This window comes from Paraburkholderia sp. NPDC080076 (assembly GCF_050281145.1).
Classification (GTDB): domain Bacteria; phylum Pseudomonadota; class Gammaproteobacteria; order Burkholderiales; family Burkholderiaceae; genus Paraburkholderia.
This window is the reverse complement of the sequence record NZ_JBNNWQ010000001.1, coordinates 452,365-470,512: the sequence shown is the minus strand read 5'-3', so window position 1 is coordinate 470,512 and position 18,148 is coordinate 452,365. Positions and strand designations below refer to the sequence as shown.

Annotated in this window: 17 protein-coding genes and 1 pseudogene; 6 read left to right on the top strand and 12 right to left on the bottom strand. The window is 58.0% G+C overall.

From position 1 onward, the window contains the following. Nucleotides 1–27: 27 nt before the first annotated feature. Nucleotides 28–1,299, top strand: a complete 1,272-nt coding sequence (locus ACQKRQ_RS02135) for a three-Cys-motif partner protein TcmP (RefSeq protein WP_427474856.1) — start codon at nt 28–30, stop codon at nt 1,297–1,299. Nucleotides 1,300–1,504: 205 nt separating this feature from the next. After that, nucleotides 1,505–1,936, top strand: a complete 432-nt coding sequence (locus ACQKRQ_RS02130; RefSeq protein ID WP_427474855.1) for a hypothetical protein — start codon at nt 1,505–1,507, stop codon at nt 1,934–1,936. Nucleotides 1,937–2,079: 143 nt separating this feature from the next. Here the strand turns inward: ACQKRQ_RS02130 and ACQKRQ_RS02125 are convergent, their stop codons facing one another. Further along, complete coding sequence (locus ACQKRQ_RS02125) at nt 2,080–2,742, bottom strand: type IV toxin-antitoxin system AbiEi family antitoxin domain-containing protein (RefSeq protein ID WP_427474854.1); 663 nt, start codon at nt 2,740–2,742, stop codon at nt 2,080–2,082. Between the two features lie 700 nt (nt 2,743–3,442). Between ACQKRQ_RS02125 and ACQKRQ_RS02120 the strand changes: the two genes are divergently transcribed. Beyond that, nucleotides 3,443–3,739 carry a helix-turn-helix domain-containing protein gene (locus ACQKRQ_RS02120; RefSeq protein ID WP_427474853.1) on the top strand — a complete coding sequence of 99 codons (297 nt, stop codon included), beginning with the start codon at nt 3,443–3,445 and terminating at the stop codon, nt 3,737–3,739. A gap of 219 nt (nt 3,740–3,958) precedes the next feature. Here ACQKRQ_RS02120 and ACQKRQ_RS02115 read toward each other — a convergent pair whose 3' ends face one another. From ACQKRQ_RS02115 to ACQKRQ_RS02100, 4 genes are read right to left on the bottom strand one after another with little or no spacing between them, the layout of a single operon-like run. After that, nucleotides 3,959–4,336, bottom strand: coding sequence for a hypothetical protein (locus ACQKRQ_RS02115; RefSeq protein WP_427474852.1), 378 nt, complete (start codon nt 4,334–4,336; stop codon nt 3,959–3,961). Continuing rightward, on the bottom strand, nt 4,314–6,137 hold the full coding sequence (locus ACQKRQ_RS02110) for a hypothetical protein (protein ID WP_427474851.1): 1,824 nt from the start codon (nt 6,135–6,137) through the stop codon (nt 4,314–4,316). Before ACQKRQ_RS02110 ends, ACQKRQ_RS02115 begins: the two co-directional genes overlap by 23 nt. Nucleotides 6,138–6,147: 10 nt before the next feature. Beyond that, nucleotides 6,148–7,869: a hypothetical protein gene (locus ACQKRQ_RS02105; protein WP_427474850.1), complete on the bottom strand. Its 1,722-nt coding sequence runs from the start codon at nt 7,867–7,869 to the stop codon at nt 6,148–6,150. After that, complete coding sequence (locus ACQKRQ_RS02100) at nt 7,866–8,441, bottom strand: tyrosine-type recombinase/integrase (protein ID WP_427474849.1); 576 nt, start codon at nt 8,439–8,441, stop codon at nt 7,866–7,868. Before ACQKRQ_RS02100 ends, ACQKRQ_RS02105 begins: the two co-directional genes overlap by 4 nt. A gap of 699 nt (nt 8,442–9,140) precedes the next feature. Here ACQKRQ_RS02100 and ACQKRQ_RS02095 point away from each other — a divergent pair. Next, a pseudogene (locus ACQKRQ_RS02095) lies at nt 9,141–9,506 on the top strand (metal-dependent hydrolase); the annotation flags it as partial. Between the two features lie 3 nt (nt 9,507–9,509). On the opposite strand, the gene ACQKRQ_RS02090 reads toward ACQKRQ_RS02095, so the two are convergent. The 3 genes from ACQKRQ_RS02090 to ACQKRQ_RS02080 form a co-directional block, all read right to left on the bottom strand. Beyond that, a complete protein-coding gene (locus tag ACQKRQ_RS02090) occupies nt 9,510–10,331 on the bottom strand; it encodes an AraC family transcriptional regulator (RefSeq protein ID WP_427474848.1) in 822 nt (273 codons plus the stop codon). A 71-nt stretch (nt 10,332–10,402) separates the two neighbouring features. Then, on the bottom strand, nt 10,403–11,329 hold the full coding sequence (gene epsC / locus ACQKRQ_RS02085; protein WP_132378247.1) for a serine O-acetyltransferase EpsC: 927 nt from the start codon (nt 11,327–11,329) through the stop codon (nt 10,403–10,405). 126 nt (nt 11,330–11,455) lie between these two features. Continuing rightward, entirely contained in the window at nt 11,456–11,689 is a 234-nt protein-coding gene (locus tag ACQKRQ_RS02080; RefSeq protein ID WP_132378249.1) for a hypothetical protein, read from the bottom strand. Between the two features lie 333 nt (nt 11,690–12,022). Here ACQKRQ_RS02080 and ACQKRQ_RS02075 point away from each other — a divergent pair, with 333 nt between their 5' ends. Both ACQKRQ_RS02075 and ACQKRQ_RS02070 read left to right on the top strand, forming a co-directional pair. Then, nucleotides 12,023–12,475 carry a DUF3005 domain-containing protein gene (locus ACQKRQ_RS02075; protein ID WP_427476047.1) on the top strand — a complete coding sequence of 151 codons (453 nt, stop codon included), beginning with the start codon at nt 12,023–12,025 and terminating at the stop codon, nt 12,473–12,475. Between the two features lie 214 nt (nt 12,476–12,689). Further along, complete coding sequence (locus ACQKRQ_RS02070; protein WP_427474847.1) at nt 12,690–13,295, top strand: short chain dehydrogenase; 606 nt, start codon at nt 12,690–12,692, stop codon at nt 13,293–13,295. Nucleotides 13,296–13,396: 101 nt separating this feature from the next. On the opposite strand, the gene araD is transcribed toward ACQKRQ_RS02070, so the two are convergent. From araD to ACQKRQ_RS02050, 4 genes are read right to left on the bottom strand one after another with little or no spacing between them, the layout of a single operon-like run. Then, nucleotides 13,397–15,148 carry an L-arabinonate dehydratase gene (araD, locus tag ACQKRQ_RS02065; RefSeq protein WP_427474846.1) on the bottom strand — a complete coding sequence of 584 codons (1,752 nt, stop codon included), beginning with the start codon at nt 15,146–15,148 and terminating at the stop codon, nt 13,397–13,399. A gap of 45 nt (nt 15,149–15,193) precedes the next feature. Beyond that, on the bottom strand, nt 15,194–16,132 hold the full coding sequence (locus tag ACQKRQ_RS02060) for an ABC transporter permease (protein WP_427474845.1): 939 nt from the start codon (nt 16,130–16,132) through the stop codon (nt 15,194–15,196). Next, nucleotides 16,132–17,010 (bottom strand): ABC transporter permease, encoded by an 879-nt coding sequence (locus tag ACQKRQ_RS02055; RefSeq protein WP_132378257.1) that lies wholly within the window; start codon nt 17,008–17,010, stop codon nt 16,132–16,134. Before ACQKRQ_RS02055 ends, ACQKRQ_RS02060 begins: the two co-directional genes overlap by 1 nt. Further along, nucleotides 17,007–18,086: an ABC transporter ATP-binding protein gene (locus ACQKRQ_RS02050; protein WP_427474844.1), complete on the bottom strand. Its 1,080-nt coding sequence runs from the start codon at nt 18,084–18,086 to the stop codon at nt 17,007–17,009. The genes ACQKRQ_RS02055 and ACQKRQ_RS02050 overlap by 4 nt, the downstream gene beginning before the upstream one ends. Nucleotides 18,087–18,148: the final 62 nt, after the last annotated feature.

Sequence of the window (18,148 nt, the reverse complement as noted above, 5' to 3'; positions counted from 1 at the left end):
GATTAACCATTCCCGAAAATCCTAACCTTGGCAAAACGTCACTACGACTGGAGTAATGGGCCCGCCGAGATCGAAGCGCATAGCCTGACAAAACATCAGGTGCTCGTCGACTATCTGATCCGCTATTTCCAGCAACGTCTGCTCAAAGCGCGAGGTCGGGAGCGTATCCGCATTACTCTGGTCGACGGGTTCTGCGGCGGAGGCCTGTACCGGCTGAAGGGAACCGCCGAACTCGTCTCCGGTTCACCGTTGCGTATGCTGAAAGCGGTGCAGGAAGCCTCCATCCTGATCAATCAGGATCGGCCCAAACCTGTTCAGTTCGATGTACAGTTTCTCTTCATCGACAAGGATCTGAAAGCGCTCGGGCATTTGCGCGAAGTTTTGCGCCAGGAGGGCTACGAGTCCTTAATCGGACAATCCATTCACATACTTCATGCGGAGTTCGGCGCCTCCGTCGAAACGGTGCTTGCCCGCGTGACCCAACATACTCCGCGCTCGGGGACCGCGCTGTTCTTCCTTGACCAGTATGGCTATGCGGAGGTGCCGGCGACGCTAATCCAGCGGATATTCGCTCATGCCCGCGATGCTGAAGTCGTTCTGACCTTTCATGTTTCGTCTTTCGCAACATACACGAACGACGAATTCGCCCGAAAAATCTCGTCCGCCCTTCGAATCGACATCTACAAACACCTCGGAGGACGATCGATCGAGGAAATCAAAGGTAATGAAGCAGACTGGCGGAGGTTCATTCAGGCTGCCCTCTACGAAGCACTGGTCGAAGGATGCGGCGCGGGGTTCTTTACGCCCTTCTTTATACGCGGCGCCGGAGCGGGTCATGGCGAATATTGGCTTGTGCATCTTTCCCAGCATCATCGTGCACAGGATGTGATGAAGCAGGTTCACTGGCAGCACAGCAACCACTTCATGCATTACGGAGGGGCCGGATTCGACATGCTCGCCCCGCAGACCATGGGGTTCATGCAGGAATTCGACGGCGGATTCAGGTTTGACGACGTCGCTCGTGCCAAATCTGATAAGGAGCTGGTCGATCAGCTCGCGCGACGAATTTTCCAGCAGTCACATGCCAAAACATTTTCTGAGATCTTTGCCGAGACCTGCAACGGCTCTCCTGCGACGGCTTCGATGTACAAGGACGCTCTCGCCACACTTGTGTCGGAAGGTGAAGTGACGATGCATTCAGCGGACGGAACGCCCCGGTACCGCAGCCGCTATATGAGCGATACCGATATTGTGGACAGGCCCAAACAGCAAAAGCTCTTTCTGTTAAGCCCTCGATAGACGGATCATTGACCGTGAGTGATCGCATGTTAACGGTTGGATGGCACCGCTAGCGACGTGCTCTGGCCACTGCGCCCGGCGCACCTGTATCTTTCGCCAGCCTGCGTGCGTGCAGAAGGTGGGGCGCAAGCCCGAAGGACGCTGTCGGCTTGAAGCGTTTGTATGGGCGAGCTGGAAAACGGAACGCTACCGAAGGAAACTCGAAATGCGCGACTCCGAAATCGCGGCAAGGGCCGCAATCGATTTCCGGGATGAACTGCTCAGAAGGAACTGGCCGGACGACACTGGCATCGGCCAATTCGCCGAAGTCCCCGCCGGCGTAGATGTCAGAGATTATGCCGCCCGTGCACGCGCGGCCGGGACATTGCTGGGCGTGTGGTGTGCGCCCCGACGCGCGTTTATCTACCCCGAGTTCCAGTTCAATCCAGCTGGTAGACTCCGTCCTGACATCGCGGAATTGCTGGCGATACTGCCCTGCGACGACGATCGGGGAGGCTGGCGACGCACGTTCTGGCTATATTCCCCACATACACATCTCGATGGCCAGTCGCCGGCGGAGGTCTTTGTAAGCGATCCCGCGCGCGCGCTTGATGCGGCTCGGGACGAGTTTTCTGGAGACCCTGAGGCCCAATGGTAAAGACGGGAATTGATCCGATCCCGCCACAGACAGTGGCGGGTCAAAAACACTGACGGTTTTCTCGACTTGCCGCTCAAACGGTCATACGAGCGCCTTACGGGGATGTCAGTGCAGTAATCGCCGTCGTCACACTAGGACATTTTTCAGGCGCGCAGTTGCTGTGCCCAATCCACGCCCTCATCCTCCGCAAGAAACTTCAGCCCCCAGGCTACGTCCCTGCGGAGACAGCAATCGACCAGCTCCTGCAGGACATTCAGCCGGATGTTCCTCAGGCTGCCGATGAGCTCTCTCACGCCCTCTATCAGGATTGGGTCCAGTGAGACACTCACGTACTCGAGAATTGCGCGCTCCGGAACCGAAACCAGCACCTGTGGGTGTCGCCACGCAAGCGCCTTCAACCCATAGCCTTCGTCCATCTGCGTGTCGAACAACGAGTGGGAATAGTAGGTACACACGAGCCTTTCCACCGCCCAGGAAGGAATGCTGCAATAGCTGCGTCCCCATAAGTCAATCCGGTCTCGGAAACGAAGATGATGTGTCATCCGATGCCACTCTAGCGCCGTTCGTCCCCCTACGTGGAGATTTGGGATAAACGCCCGCAAATACGCAATCGTGCCATCGACGTCCGGCTGGTCGCCGCGAAGCAGATAAGCATCCTCGGACATCCGTCGCAACCATCCCTGTTGCACGAGTTCACCCACCTGCTGCGCTTCAACTCCAATTGCCGCGAAATAGCGCAGACTTAGCGGCTGCGATCGCGGCGCGAAGTCCATGAGGAACTGCACGATTTCAGTCGGATTCAACATGTCCTTTTTAGCCGATATACGGAATCGGGCAGCCGGTGCCAAAAAGTAGTGCCTCGCCGATTCGCGCACCATTCATACGTTTTTGAGTCATGCAAATCACGCCGCGTCCGAGCCCGTGTGCGCCCAAACAAGGACCTTGCTACGCGCCTCAAGAGGATCGGGTTGCTGAGGTTCGCAGGCTCGAAGACGGCCGTGCGCGTCCGCATAAGCAAGATAATGCCGGCCATCTTCAGCGTACGTGTACGACCAAACGCTTGAGACAGGAACTAACCTATCCCAATCAATCGCCAGCAGACGAGGCTTGGCGGCTCCGTACCCTTCGAGAACCGAAACAAGAATTGATGGATCTGCGACGATCAACGAGTAGCCCTCGGGGTCATCGCGTCGCACTTCCGCAGACCGCACCAGAAACGTCGTCGCTATGTGATTGATGCCGGCGAGGCGCCAACGGCTGAACAGGTCATGTCTGATCCGATATGGCGTCTCCCATGGAGATTTTGTAAACAGCATCTTTTCGAGAAAAATCAACGGGCAGAAGTCATCGGCGTCCCTGCTCAAGCGACGGGCTTGCGAATTCCCGTCTTGTCGTTCGGTGACGGACAATCTGCAAGAGCGTTTGTTACATTTTGCACATTATCAATTGTAGCGTAATCGTGTGCATCCGACGACAGTGACATCTTCAAATTTATCTATATGACTGATGTCGCTTCGTCTTGGCCTAGCACGCGGATTGAGGGCAGCTCGCAGAATGCGCGGCATTTCTCAAGACGGTCTTGGCGTCTCGAGCAGGACATATCTAAGTGCACTCGAACTTGGAAAGCAGACGCCTACGCTAGACAAGCTCGACGAAATCGCGCGGGCGATCGGCGTTCATCCCCTCAGCGTTCTCTACTACGCTTACGCAGTTGGCCTGACGCCACAGGAAGTTAGTGAGCTGGGGCGGGTAGTTCGCTCGGAGATTGCCGGGATTGAGAAATACGACGTCACACCTGACTAACATCGCCTGCAAGGTGGTCCTGGCAATTTCCATACTCCTCGCAAGTCCCGCAGCCTGAGTTCCATCGATTCTCTGAAGACTCAATAACCTTTACAGCGCTTCGGGGCGACACGGTGCCGGAAACTGCTTCGGCCGAAGAGGGAGCACGACTATTTCAGGTGATCCTGACCGAGGCTACCTCGCCTGACGAAGGCGTCACTTGATCGTCCGACGTCGGCTTCATTCCTTCGGCCGCCTTCGAGACCGGGTCCGGCTTGCGGAGCGCGACTCCGTTTCGGACCTTAGTGATCTGTTCTCAAGTTTCAGTTCAAGACAGAGGTACAGCAGAGCCTTGTTTTCGCGCTCGAGGTTTCTCCCTTGAGCCTTCTGCGGGTTTTCGTGGAGTGCCTGTTTTTTTTCGCCCCGACGCAAAGCTCGGCGATGAGGCAGGAGCTCATCAAGAAGATCGTGATGATGCTCATACAGTCCGGAGCGGTTAACGTCTGCAACACGGGCAAGCTCGCTTACTGACATTTCTACACCCGGGTCATCAGCGGCGCGAGTATAGGCAGCAGCGCGAACCTTCTGCTCCACATTAAGTTTTTCCACTCTCTTCATTCGTCCTCTCCTCGCATTCCGACTGCACCGCCCACGCGCTCCCGTTGAGTCCCGTCAATATCCTTTCCGTGTTTGTTCGTCTTCGATGAACCCATTTAATAGCCTGCTCTGGCACGTCGTCGCGCTGAAGGAACTCATCATCGCGAGTCTTCCTGGCTTCCCACCACGCCCTGTGCCTCTCAGTGACAGCAAAATTCGGACATAAAGAACAGACGTCCGCTGAGCGAAGTGCTTCGTTCGGTCCGTCAGCATCTCCGTGGCAGGCCGAAAACAACTGCGCGTAAACACAATATCCCCAGTCACAGGGAGCAAGCTGAACTCCCTCGCGGATCAACTTTTCAATCAAACTCGCCAAGCCCTTCTTGCCTCGAAACGTAAGCCGCTTTGAATCCCGCATTGTCGCAATTCGCTCGCCCGCCTTACCACCAACACATTGAGCGCTGAGAATATCAGTCAATCCGCGGACAAGATCAAGCCGGCCTTCTTCCTTCATAAGCTTTTGAAGCTGCAAGTCACTACCGACATAAGATCCATCAGTAATTGCCCGAAAAATGTGACCGTAATGATATGCAAGAGACTCCAAGGCATTTTTGTCACGCATAACCACGAAACGGGCGAATGTCTTTCTTCCGACATGAGGATGGATTCTTGGCACGGGAGGGCCCTTGCGATAAGGAGATTTTGCAAATAATCGCAATCTTGCCACTATGCCGTTTCTGGAGATACGTCCGGCGCGCTTGCTCAGCGCCGAATTATTGCAACTCCGATCAAGAATCAAAGCCTTCATTACAAACATCTCTCGAACACAAGCGTATGCCTGCTCGAAATAATTTACAGCAGCAATCACCGGTTCGCAAACAATCCATGTCCTATGTGCGCCACCGCGCTTTGCTGCGATGCCCGTCATTTTAATGTTTTTCCGCCCATCAACTGTTTGTCCTGGTCGGAGACAATCAGAATCCAACCTGATCAGCTCGCTTGCTCTTATACCCTCCAGAAATAGAATGATTGTGATGCATGCTCCATCCGTCATCGCCATGGCATTCCTGATGAGAAGATAGGTGCTCGCATTTTCAGAGCACAGATCTGTACGAAGTGCTCGACATCCCGCTTCTTTATCAATATCGTTATAAAATCGCGCCATCATACGAGCACGACAAGATTCGCTGAATCCAATCAGACTATGCTGATAAACAGCTCTCCTTTTTATGACCGACAGCAAATATTCTTGATGCGAGTCCAACCACTTTATGGCATCTCCAATCAAAGGCAAAGCAATAGACTCGTCAAGCGCACGCCACCCCGACAAGCGCCGAGGAGCGCGAGGAAGCGCTATGTTCAAGCTATCAGGGCTTACTAACAACCCCCTTGTGCAACTCTTGCCTAGCTCCCACATCTCTCGAAGCAGTTGAATATGACTAAGTATTCCACGCGTGTGCAAGGGCTCTTTCCCTTTCATTCGGACGGAGCAATATCTTATATAATTTGCCAGATCATGTTTTGTAATATCTGAAAATTTCCATATGTTTTCCCTAGCCATCCACCGCGTCAGCCGACTCAGTGACCGAAACCAGTTTTTAACCGTAGTGTTAGCGATTTCCCGAGAACCTCTTCGCGGAAATTTGAATATCTCATAAAGAATATTTTTAGCATCACGTGTAAGTCTAGCTCGCTGAATCTTAGTTCCGCCATTTTTCGGCAATATATTGAGCCAGTTTAAAAAAAGCTCCTCATTCTCATGAAGCGCGTCCGGCGCAATATACCAATAGTGACCAGAACGTCGAATATTCGTGGAATCCATGACACATTCCTTACTCGAGATATGGAATAATTCGTGGGTTAATGTATTTCTTTGCCTCTTCCAAAATCAATGGATGAATAGCCGGAACCAGTTCTTCAACTATTATTTGAAGGGTGGGCTCGTAGACCAGTGCAAATCTTGGATACCAACCATCCTTGACAGAGCGCTTGTGCGCATCCTGCAGTGCACTCAACGCAGCTAGAATCCGCGCGATAACTTCGGGCACATCTAGAGGAATTATCGAACCCGGGCAGGTGGCACATTTTGTAAACTGGCCGCACGTTTCACCTGGCCTGCTGCCTGGAGCAATCCCGGAAAGCGGATCACGGCATTGGAATCCAAACACGGTCTCCATAGCCGCACCTACCTTTTCGCGCTGCTGGGATGCTGACAGAGGCTTATCAGACGATTGCAAACTGAGCTTAATCATCTTTCCCTGGAACCGACTAATCACTTCGTCATGATCGTCTGCGCGGTCAGCGAGGCTCGTGTACCTTGTCGTCGTGGACAGGTGTGCGTGATTCAGGCGGCGCTGAGCGTGCAATAGGCTTTTTCCTTCCCGGTGGTGCAACCGCGCGCCCGCTCCCCTCAAGTCTTTAAAGTCGAACGCGGGCAAGTCATGTCGCTCTATAAATTCACGAAGGTATTGGCCTGCTTGCCTTTTGTTCAATGTGGTGACGCGTCCGTCTTTAGCAGAAAGGCAGATAAAGGTCCGATTGCGCAAATGTGCTGGCGCGTCATTGACCATAGCCGCATTCAACCTAGTCACGCGCCGCACCAGGTTAGGTGCACTCCACTCTCGGCCAACAGGAAATTCCACGTGTTGCTCGTGCGTGCTCCTCGATTTGTCCCAGATAAGTCGCTCGATGTCTGAACGCAACGGATGTGGAACAATACAATCACGCTCGAGATCCAATACGGGACCCGAGTTTCCGCTAGTCTGCGTCAGGATGGCAAGAAAATATGGAAAAATAGTCCGTGGCGATAGCCAAAGCAATTCCCGAACTGCAGTAAGTCCTCCAACATCATTGATCTTCGTTGAAATTCCCTCTCGCGAGGATTTGCAGACTCTCATGTTTGGGATATAGTTCCCATCCAATCGAAGAAGTTTAGCAATTAAGTTGAAATCGGAAGTTGTGGTCTCAGGTTCGTATTCACCAGCTCGCAGTCGACGTCCACGCTCCAGGTCAGCTTCATTTTTTTCAATGTCGACATAACAACCTTTCAATATTTTTTTTGCGAGATGCTCATCGACAATTTTCCGCTCGGTTTCCTTGTAATCCCGAATTTGAGGCTTTACTAAGCTCGCTTTCGGTGAAACGATCCCAGGTATGTTTCTCGAACACCACCTCAATAGTCTCAAAACTAAACTCAAATGCCACTGAGCGCTCGAACCCAACTCCGATTCATCGAGCCACGTGGAGAATATCGATACAACGTCATGCGGAAATTGAATAAAATTTTGCCTTCCAGCTTCTCTCAAACATTCCGAAAAAAGACACAAGCTTCTGAATGCTGTGCGCTGTGATTCAATAGCAGTATGGCCTACTGCCGCCACGAAAGATCGCTGCAATGCATGAATTATATTATTCCTTAGCGCAAGCTTCGCAAAGTCAAAAATGGCTTTTTTTCCTCGCCGATCCTCGACGACGATTACTCTCTTCGTCAATTTACACCCGTTCCGACCTTCAACTCCATTCATAGAATGGGGAGTAAATTCATCCTCATTCACAATGGAGCTCCGTAGAGAAAATCCAGAGCCTCCATCACCGCATCGCTTGAAACTTCCGCCGCCTGGACGTATATCTCACTTGTTAGCATAGATGCATGCCCGAGTAAAACTTGCAGCGTCTTAAGCGGATTTAACTCATCTCCCATTGACTGACGTTTTTCAAGGATTTTCAGGACAATTGAAGCAAACGTATGTCGAAGATGATGTAGAGTTGCTTTGGAGCCTATCGCATCTGCAGATTCTCTGAAGGTGCGCGTCAAATCGTATCGCGAAATTCTCGCACCATTTTTTTTAAGAAAAACGAAATTGTCATTCGGTAAATTTAATTTTGGTCTTTCAGCCAGAACGTACCAATTGGTTTCCTCGACCAACTTGGCAGGGGCATAAACCGTAACTTCACGCCCCCCCTTCCTCAAAATTACCAGTTCAACCAGACCGTCAGTCGCGCATTCGATCTGCTCTGGCGTCGGCAGGTCGCCGCGCGTTAATGCGCACACCTCAAATCGGCGGAGCCCCGTTGCCAAACACCACTTGAACATCAGTTTGTATGGCATCGGCACCAATGCAAACAAGCGCTGGATTTCCTCATAGCTCAAAGTCACCGGCAGCCGTTTAATGACTCTAGGCGGAGCGATCTTCGAGTTTGTTCGGTGGGTATATTGGGGATTCGTCAGACATCGGTGTGAGCCCGCGTCTGTTGCGTCGTCACAAAGAAACCGTCCGAGGGGCGAAGGCATCATTCCTCGCCGTTGACCCCACGCATGAAAGAGGACGGGAATGACAACCCGGTTGTTGGCGGTAGCGCTCGCGTAGCGCTCACCAGTCTGCGAACGAGGTGCATGTGCAAGGTGTGCCCGATACACTGCAATCGTCTCTTCCGTGACCCGGTCCAACGATACCTCATTATCATCAAGGTATCGAAGCCACGATAAGAGCGCTTCTGAATAGGTCCGAACTGTATCTCCCGTTACCGACCGGCTTTGCAACCCGACATCCGCCAAAAACAGTGTCGGCATCCAGGCTGGGCGATCATGATCAAGGACCACGGCGACTAGGGGCAGATCAAACAACTTCGGGTGAAAGGCTTCATCGAGCTCGAGACCAGCAAGCTGAAACGCTCGTGGCAAAGTCCCAAGGTCAATCGACGGTCTGATCAATGTCGTCCTGTACCTCTTCGTCCCGGACATAATTCGCCCCTAATCGCAATCATGTAGCAAATATAGTTGGTGAAGAGGCGAACTGAATGTAGACAGACAAAATTTGACACCTAATGGCTCGAAGTCGCGTGGTGGTCGCGCGCGCGGCGTCTGTGGATCACGCATCGCACGCTCACGCATTGGGGCGTGGGATGGCTCGCGTTGCTCGCGGTGTCGTACCACTGGCTCGGGCATTCCGTGTACGCCGCGCCGGCGTTCGGATTTGCCTGCGGCGGTCTGATGCATCTGTTCGCTGACTGGCCGAATCCATTAGGCGTACCGTGGATTGCCGGCCGGCATTCGTTGAATCTCTGGAATAGCGGGCACTGCGATCTGATCGTCGTGGCGGCTTCGTGGGCGGCGGCGTGGTTTGTCGGGCAACACGTCTGGTTGCATGGCATGCATGGCGCAGCTTTGCTGCAGCATTTGCGAATCGGATAAACATCACCGCAGCGCGGCCGCGTAGTTCGCCGGCGTCACACCGAGTAAGCGCACGAACGCGCGCGTCATGTGACTCTGATCGGCAAAGCCCGCTGCGGCGGCTGCATCGGCAAGCGTCGCGCCCCGCGCGATCCATTGCCTCGCGAGCACCACGCGACGCTGCATTCTGTACGCGTGCGGCGGCAGACCCATTTCATGCGCGAAGCCACGCAGCAACTGAAAACGGCTCATGCCGGCATCGGCGGCGAGATCCGCCAGTGTGAGCGCAGAGGAAGGATCGTCGTCGATGCGTGCTTTCGCTTGCGCAATCGGACCCAACGCATCAGTCGACGATGAGCGTATCGGCCGCGTCGCATGCACGCGCACGAGATGCCCGAGCAGTTCGAGCAACGCCTCCTCGCGCGCCAGATCGTCCGTCACGAAAGGCACTTCCACCGCGACGCTGAAGAGCCGCTCGAACAAACGCTTCAGCAAAGGATCGTGCGCCACCGGCTGCGTGAGTTCGAGCTCGCGCGCCGCCGCGCCGGTCAGTTCATTCGCGGCGGTGACGAACATCGACGGTTCGAAATACAACATGCGCCACGTGCGCCCGCGCTCATCGAGCGGACTGCCGTCGTGGACTTCGCCGGGATTGACCATGATCGCGTCGTTGGCGCGCGCTTCGACGAGTCCGCGTCCGCTCGCCGACCGGTGCCCGCCGCTGAGGATCACACCGATGCCGAAGCGGTCGTGCGAATGGCGCGGAAAAGCATGCGCAGTTTCGGCCACCGTCGCTTCGACGCCGGCAATCGCGCAGCGAGGCATGTGAACGCGGCCGCGCGGCATGGTCATCGCTCAGCAACTGATGGGAGGTTTGCGCATCGAAACACGCGAGCACGCGCGAACGAAGCCGCGCATCACTGCCGCCCCTCGTCGGACCGCTCGCCTTCGCGGATCTTGCCTTGCGACACGCTGCTGCCCGGCGGCACGCTGTGCGTGAGCCACACGTTGCCGCCGATCACCGAGCCGCGCCCGATCGTCACGCGCCCGAGAATCGTCGCGCCGGCATAGATCACGACGTCGTCCTCGACGATCGGATGGCGTGCGTTGCCTTTGACGAGCGTACCGTCGAGATCCGCGGCGAAACTCTTCGCGCCGAGCGTCACGGCCTGATACACGCGCACGCGCTCGCCAATGATCGCGGTCTCGCCGATCACGACACCCGTGCCGTGGTCGATAAAGAAGCTCGGCCCAATCGTCGCGCCGGGGTGAATGTCGATGCCGGTTGCCGAGTGCGCGATCTCGTTGATGAAACGCGCCAGCAACGGCACGCCCAGGCGATGCAGCGCGTGCGCGAGCCGATGATGCGTCATCGCCCACACGCCCGGATAGCAAAGCAGAATTTCGGTGATGTGCTGCGCAGCCGGATCACCGGTGAAAGCCGCCTGAATGTCGCTGACCAGCAGCGCGCGAATGCCCGGCAATTGCGTGCCGAATTCACGCGCGACGTCAAACGCGCGCGCTTGCAAATCCGCATCGGGTGTTTCACCGAACTCCGGCAAAAAACGCAGCGCGCGGCGAATCTGTTCCGCCAGCAGCCGCAACGTGCTTTCAAGCGTATGGCCGACGTAATAGTCGACGGTTTCGTCAGTCAGATCGGGCGCGCCGTAGTGCGTGGGAAACAGCGCCGCGCGCAAGCCGGCGACGATGTTGATCACCGCTTCGCGCGACGGCAGTTCGCGAATGCCGAGCGGATGCCGCGTGCGATGCAATTCTTCACGCGACGCGCGCAAGTCGGCGACGATCTGTTCGAGGCCCCAGTTATGGGAAGGCACGTTAGGCATAAAAGGACAGCGCCGTGCGGTGAGCAGGCTTCGAAGTGATTATGCCGAGAGATTACCGCGTTTTGCCGCGGCTCGCGCAGCACCGAGCGACGGCGTGCCATACGCGGCATGGCACGCCGGAGGCGCTCAGATGGTTACGCTGCTCGCGTCGATCCAGCGCACGGCCCAATCGCGCGCATGGGCAATGGCGGCCGCTTCGTCACGAAAGCGCAAGTCGGTGGGGAAAAAACGGTTGGCGACCAGTTCGCCGTCGCTCGAGCGGGAGATGACTACGTAAGGTTGCCAAGTGCCATCGACCGCGCGCGCCGGCGCGCAATTTAACAAATAGCCGCGATGTGTGAATGCAGCATCGAAGTGCATGTGTCACCCGCCCTGACGGCCCCGTAAAATGTTTTGAGTGGCGCGCAGACGGTGCTGCCGGCCATGAAGAAATAGCCGGACCGAATGTCTTCAATTTAACCGCGCTTCGCTCGTCGGAGTAAGATCATACTCTGTAGAAAATACGCGTCCATTAAAAAAAACGAAAACAATCCCGGACGCAATCGCCAGCCGAATACCTCACTTGCAACTGCGCATACAACTACGCATGCAACTGCGGACAAAGCGCAGTGAAAACAGGTGAATCAGGGTTTGTGCGAGGCGGAACGGGTTTTGCTGCATGTCACACCATGTCCTCTTCAAGGAGAACGCATGATGAACAGCGATATCAACAAGCCAGCAGACGCGAACCAGCCGGCGGCCACTCACGGCCCGAGTTCGACGGAACTGCACAACGACCGCACCCACGACAGCACCGTCGACACCGACGGCAAGAATCTGGAAGCCGCGCGCATAGCGGGCCACAGCCCGATCTCGCCCGACGAGATCACCACGAGCAATGCGACCCTCACGAACAGCGTGCCCGAGGCGCACGACGGCATGGCCGGCTTCGACAGCCGGGTTGGCGGCAATCATCTGCTGCTGGCGCTCGAGCCGGGCTGCACGGTGATCGACAAAGGCATGGTCGCGCCGCAGGGCGCATATTCGGCGGATCATCAATACGACGATCCGCGACCGGTTGGCAGCCGTCAGGAGCGCGGCCGTATCCATTACGCCCTTAATCATTTACGCCCTACCCGGCTGGTCGAATTACATCGGGTGAAATAAACATTTGCGCTGGTCCTGATTTGGTCCGTGTTTGAATTCAGACGCAGGCCCCGATTAATCAGTGTATTGCGAAGCGCGCACCGTTTGATTCGCGGTGCGCGCTTTTTCTTCGATTAGAAACTCAGGGTTGCAGGACCTACGCGCCGCGCAGACTGTTTCCTTCTGACGAACGCGGGCAGAATCGACTGCACATCAACCCTCAACGGAGCAGTAGATGAAAAAGATCGTCGTGATCGGCGCCACCGGCACGCTGGGCCAGGCGGTGAGCGCGGAACTGAAGGCGCGCCATGAAGTGATCGAAGTCGGCGCGACGCGTGGGCAGTACCACGTCGACAGCACCGACCCGGCGAGCGTCGAGCGGCTCTTTCGCGAGATCGGCAAAGTGGACGGCGTCGTCACGACGACCGGCAAGGTGCATTTCGGTCCGCTGCCCGACATGAGCATCGAGCAGTTCTGGGTCGGCCTGCGCGACAAGCTGATGGGCCAGATCAACGTGGTGCTCGCGGCTCAGCAATACGTGAACGACGGCGGCTCGTTCACGCTGACGAGCGGCATCATCGGCGACGAGCCGATCCTGCAAGGCGCGAGCGCGACCACCGTCAATCTGGCACTCGAAGGTTTCGTGCGCGGCGCGGCGATCGAGTTGCCGCGCGGCATTCGCATCAACGTGGTGAGCCCGACCGTGCTCACCGAAGCAATGGAGGCTTATGCGCCCTACTTCCGAGGCTTCGAGCCGGTGACGGGGCAGCGCGCGGCGATGGCCTATCTGCGCAGCGTGGAAGGCGCGCAGACCGGCCGCGTGTATCGTGTGGGATATTGAAGCGAAGGATTCACGCGATGCGGTCGAGCCGCATCGCGCCCTCTCCCAGTGATTGGCCACTCTGCGGCGGCTGCGTTACGCTCTCGACGGCCCTCGTTGATTCAGTGAATCTCCGGCTCGCCCGCGGCGTGCGCATCCGGGGCCGCATGCGCGCCGCCGCGTTGCAGGAAATCGAAATCGCAGCCTTGATTCGCCTGCATCACGTGCACCTGATGCATCGCGCCGTAGCCGCGCGTGAAACGCGGCGCCGGCTTGACCCACGCTGCCTTGCGGCGCGCGAGTTCCTCGTCGCTCACCAGCAGGTGGAGTTTGCGTCGCGGCACGTCGAGCTCGATCATGTCGCCGCTCTCGACCAGCGCAAACGGTCCGCCGATGAACGACTCGGGCGCGACATGCAACACGCACGCGCCGTAACTCGTCCCGCTCATCCGCGCATCCGATATGCGCACCATGTCGCGCACCCCTTTTTGCAGCAACTTCCGCGGTATGGGTAATTGGCCCCATTCAGGCATACCCGGAGCGCCGACCGGCCCGGCATGCTGAAGCACGATCACACAGTTTTCGTCGATGTCGAGCGCTTCGTCGTCGATACGCGCGGCCATGTCGTTGTAATCCTTGAACACCACTGCGCGACCCGTATGCACGAGCAGATGCGGCTCAGCGGCGCCGGGTTTGATCACGGCACCGTCCGGCGCGATATTGCCGCGTAGCACCGCGAGCCCGCTATTGGGCAACAGCGGCTTGTCACGCCGGCGGATCACGTCGTCGTTGAAAATCTCCGCGCCTTCGAGATTCTCACCGAGCGTGTGGCCGTTGACGGTTTTCTGCGAACGGTCGATCAACTCGCCGAGTTCAGCGAGCAAGGCCCGCAAACCGCCCGCATAGAAAAAGTCCTCCATCAGATACGCGCCGGTCGGGCGAACGTTGGCCAGCACCGGCGTGTGGCGCGAGATGTCGTCGTAGCGATCGAGCGTCAGTTCGATGCCGGCGCGGCGCGCGAGCGCGATCATGTGCACGATCGCGTTGGTCGAACCGGACAGCGCGAGGCAGGTGGTCACGGCGTTGTCGACGGAACCGGCGGTGAGCAGATCGGAGGGCTTGAGATCCTCCCACACCATCTCGACGATACGCATGCCGGTTTTCGCCGCCATCTGCGCATGACGCGAATCCGCTGCGGGAATCGACGCGAAACCGGGCAGCGTGAAGCCGAGCGCTTCGGCCGCGCTCGTCATGGTCGACGCGGTGCCCATGGTCATGCAGTGCCCGGGTGAGCGCGCAATGCCGCCTTCGATGCCTTGCCAGTCGTCTTGCGTGATCGTGCCCGCGCGCAGCTCCGCCCAGTACTTCCAGGCGTCGGAACCGGAACCGAGCGTCACGCCGTTCCAGTTTCCGCGCAGCATCGGGCCGGCGGGCAGAAAGATCGCCGGCAAATCCATCGAGATCGCGCCCATCAGCAAAGCCGGCGTGGTCTTGTCGCAACCGCCCATCAGCACGACACCGTCGGCCGGATAGGAGCGCAGCGTTTCTTCGGCTTCCATGGCGAGGAAATTGCGGTAAAGCATCGTGGTGGGCTTCTGGAACGGCTCGGAGAGCGTCTGCACCGGCAGTTCGACCGGAAAGCCGCCGGCCTGCCAGATGCCGCGTTTCACTTCCTCGACGCGCTGCTTGAAGTGCGTGTGGCACGCGTTGATCTCGCTCCATGTGTTGAGAATCGCGATGACCGGCTTGCCGGCGTATTCCTCGCGGTCATAGCCCATTTGCGCGGTGCGCGAGCGATGGCCGAACGACCGCAGATCGTTCACGCCGTACCAGCGGTGGCTGCGCAATTCCTCGGGTTTCTTTCTCTTCGTCAACGTCTGCTCCACGATGTCTTTCGCCGTGCCCCGCAGGGGTTTCCTTCAGCGCTTTTGCTCCTTCACTCGCGACACGATCTGCGTCGGGCTCACGAATTGCAGTGCGATCAGCACCCAGATCAGCGTGATTGCCATATAGATCATCGCCATCGCATCGATCGATTGCGGCGCGCGCACGCCGGTTGAAAATACAGCGTAGTACAGGGCGACCACGAGCGTTTGCGTCGCCGGGCCCGCGGTGAAAAAAGTCAGCTCGAACATGCCGATGGTGCGCACGAGCACCAGCAAGCCCGCCGCCAGCATGCCGGGCACGAGCAGCGGCAGCAGCACGTAGCGGAAATAGCGGAACGTGTTGGCGCCGAAAATGCGCGCCGCCGCTTCGAGATTCGGATCGATCTGTTCGATGAACGGCGTCATCACGAGAATCACGAATGGCAGTGCCGGCACGAGATTGGCCAGGATCACGCCGCTCAGCGTGCCGGCGAGGCCGACCTTGTACATGACCGTCGCCATGGGAATGCCGTAGGTGACGGGCGGCACCATCAGCGGCAACAGGAAGATCAGCATGGCGACGCGCTTGCCTGGAAACTGCACTCGGGCGAGCGCATACGCCGCCGGCACGCCGAGCAGGACCGACAGCAGCACGACTGCGCCGACCACTTCGACGGTCACCCACAACACGCTCGCCAACTGGAAGTCGCTCCATGCCTGCGCATACCAATGCAGCGTGAAGCCTTGCGGCAACAAGGTGCCGAACCAGCGAGTCGCCACCGAATTGACCGCGACGGTCGCGATCAGCAGCACCACGTTGACGAGGAAGAACACCATGGCGCCCCACACCAGCACGCGCCAGATTCGGCCCGGCACGCTGGTGCGTTGCCGGGTTTGGCCCGCGCGCTTGTCCGGCTCGCGCGCGCCGTCATCGTGATGTTTCGATGTCGACGCCGACCACGAAGGCTGCGCCGCGCGATGATCGGTCGTCATCAGCCTTTGCCTCCGGTTGCCGGACCGCTGTAGAAGAAGCGGCGCGCGCCGAGCAGCGCGGCGACCACCAGCAACTGCACGAAGCCCATCACCATCGCGATTGCGGACGCCAGCGAGTAGTCGTAGCTTTCGAATGCGGCTTCGGCGGCGGCGATCGACATCACACGCGTCGGCCCGGCGGGCGCGCCGAGCAACACTGCCGACGGAAACACCGAAAACGCCTGCACGAACGACAGACACGCCGCCATCGTCAAGCCCGGCACCAGCAGCGGCAGATAGATGCGGCGAAACTGCTGCCACGGACTCGCGCCGAGCGTCGCCGCCGCGGCCGCGAGCGTCGGGTCGATGCCGGTCACATACGACAGCGTCAACAGAAACGCAAACGGAAAACCCGACACGATCAGCGAGATCAGCACGCCCCAGAAATTATGCGTGAGACGCACTTCGCGCGCATAGAGATGCAGACCGTGCAGCGCTTGCGGAAACCAGCCGTTCGGGCCGAAGTACGTGAGCATGCCGTCGGCGATCAACACGGTGCCGAGCGTCACGGGAATCACCAGCAGCGTCGTGACGACCTTCTGATAGCGCGAGTACCGGCGCAATGCGAACGCCACCGGCACCGAGACGCCCACGTTGATCAGCGTGGCGGGCACCGCGAGCTTGAGCGTGACGAGAATCGTCGGCCACATCGACGTGTCGGTGAAGAACGTCAGATAGTTGGCCCAGAGGCCGCCGCCGTTCATCGGCCGGAACGACAGCACCAGACCGTACGCAAACGGATAGATGAACAACGCGACGATGAAGAGCAAAGCCGGCGCGACGAGCCACGCCTTGGCGTCACGCGGAACGAGCGGCGGCGACAGCGTTGGCAGGCTCATGCCGCCTCGGCATCGTAGACGAGCGTGCGCGACGGCGGCACGCGCAAGCTGATTCGCTCGCCCTCTTCGAATTCTCCGCCGACGCGTGCCCAGATATCGCCGAACGCCGTCTTGACGCGCAGCAACGAATCGCGGCCGCCGTATTCGACGGTCGTCACCAACGCGTCGAAGGCATTCTCCGCACCGGGCACGGCGCGCTCCATATCCTCGGGACGCAACGCGACGCTCACGCGTTTGCTGTTGAAGCCGGCCATCGGCGTGCCGAGCAGACGCACACCGTTTGCGCTCACCAGCACGCCTTCGCCTTGCGTGCCTTCGAGTTCGAATTCGGCCACGTTGCGATAGCCCATGAAGCGCGCGACGTGCAGATTCTGCGGCCGCGTGTAGACCTCTTTCGGCGTGGCAACCTGTTGCACCACACCCTCCCTCATCACGACGATGCGGTCGGCCATGGAAAGCGCTTCGTCCTGATCGTGCGTCACGTAGAGCGTCGCACGCTCGAGCTGGCTGTGGATGCGGCGAATTTCCGCGCGCATTTCGATCCGCAGCTTGGTATCGAGATTCGACAGCGGTTCGTCCATCAGAATCAGCGGCGGCTCGATCACGATCGCGCGCGCAATCGCCACGCGCTGCTGCTGGCCGCCGGACAGTTGTCCGGGCAGCTTGCGTTCGTGCCCGACCAGTTGCACGAGCTGCAACGCTTCACGCACCCGGCGCACGGCTTCGCTCCTGCCGACGCCGCGCATCTTCAAACCGAAGCCGACGTTGTCGAGCACGCTCATATGCGGAAACAGCGCGTAGTTCTGAAACACCATGCCGAAGCCGCGCTTCTCCGGCGGCAGCACGTCGATGCGTTTGTCGTCGAGCCAGATGCCGCCGGCGCTCAACGGCTGCAATCCGGCAATGCAATTGAGCGCCGTCGATTTGCCGCAACCGGAAGGCCCCAGCAGAGCGATGAACTCGCCACGTTGGATGGTCAGATCGAGGCCGCGCAGCGCCGCGATCGCCTGGCCTTCCGCATTCGTGAAACTGCGGCTCACCGAGTCGAGCCGCAACTGCTCAAAGTGATGCTTCATGGCGGTTTCCTGATACGCGTGGCATGCCGTGTCACGTATCACGCGTGGATCGCAACGTCATG

Excerpts from the sequence above, each read along its gene's own strand:
- ACQKRQ_RS02075 (WP_427476047.1), top strand. The coding sequence starts at position 12,023 with ATGAACAGCGATATCAACAAGCCAGCAGACGCGAACCAGCCGGCGGCC.
- ACQKRQ_RS02130 (WP_427474855.1), top strand. The coding sequence starts at position 1,505 with ATGCGCGACTCCGAAATCGCGGCAAGGGCCGCAATCGATTTCCGGGAT.
- ACQKRQ_RS02050 (WP_427474844.1), bottom strand. The coding sequence starts at position 18,086 with ATGAAGCATCACTTTGAGCAGTTGCGGCTCGACTCGGTGAGCCGCAGT.
- ACQKRQ_RS02070 (WP_427474847.1), top strand. The coding sequence starts at position 12,690 with ATGAAAAAGATCGTCGTGATCGGCGCCACCGGCACGCTGGGCCAGGCG.
- ACQKRQ_RS02055 (WP_132378257.1), bottom strand. The coding sequence starts at position 17,010 with ATGAGCCTGCCAACGCTGTCGCCGCCGCTCGTTCCGCGTGACGCCAAG.
- ACQKRQ_RS02080 (WP_132378249.1), bottom strand. The coding sequence starts at position 11,689 with ATGCACTTCGATGCTGCATTCACACATCGCGGCTATTTGTTAAATTGC.
- ACQKRQ_RS02060 (WP_427474845.1), bottom strand. The coding sequence starts at position 16,132 with ATGACGACCGATCATCGCGCGGCGCAGCCTTCGTGGTCGGCGTCGACA.
- ACQKRQ_RS02115 (WP_427474852.1), bottom strand. The coding sequence starts at position 4,336 with ATGAAGAGAGTGGAAAAACTTAATGTGGAGCAGAAGGTTCGCGCTGCT.
- ACQKRQ_RS02110 (WP_427474851.1), bottom strand. The coding sequence starts at position 6,137 with ATGGATTCCACGAATATTCGACGTTCTGGTCACTATTGGTATATTGCG.
- epsC (WP_132378247.1), bottom strand. The coding sequence starts at position 11,329 with ATGCCTAACGTGCCTTCCCATAACTGGGGCCTCGAACAGATCGTCGCC.
- ACQKRQ_RS02125 (WP_427474854.1), bottom strand. The coding sequence starts at position 2,742 with ATGTTGAATCCGACTGAAATCGTGCAGTTCCTCATGGACTTCGCGCCG.
- ACQKRQ_RS02090 (WP_427474848.1), bottom strand. The coding sequence starts at position 10,331 with ATGCCGCGCGGCCGCGTTCACATGCCTCGCTGCGCGATTGCCGGCGTC.
- ACQKRQ_RS02120 (WP_427474853.1), top strand. The coding sequence starts at position 3,443 with ATGTCGCTTCGTCTTGGCCTAGCACGCGGATTGAGGGCAGCTCGCAGA.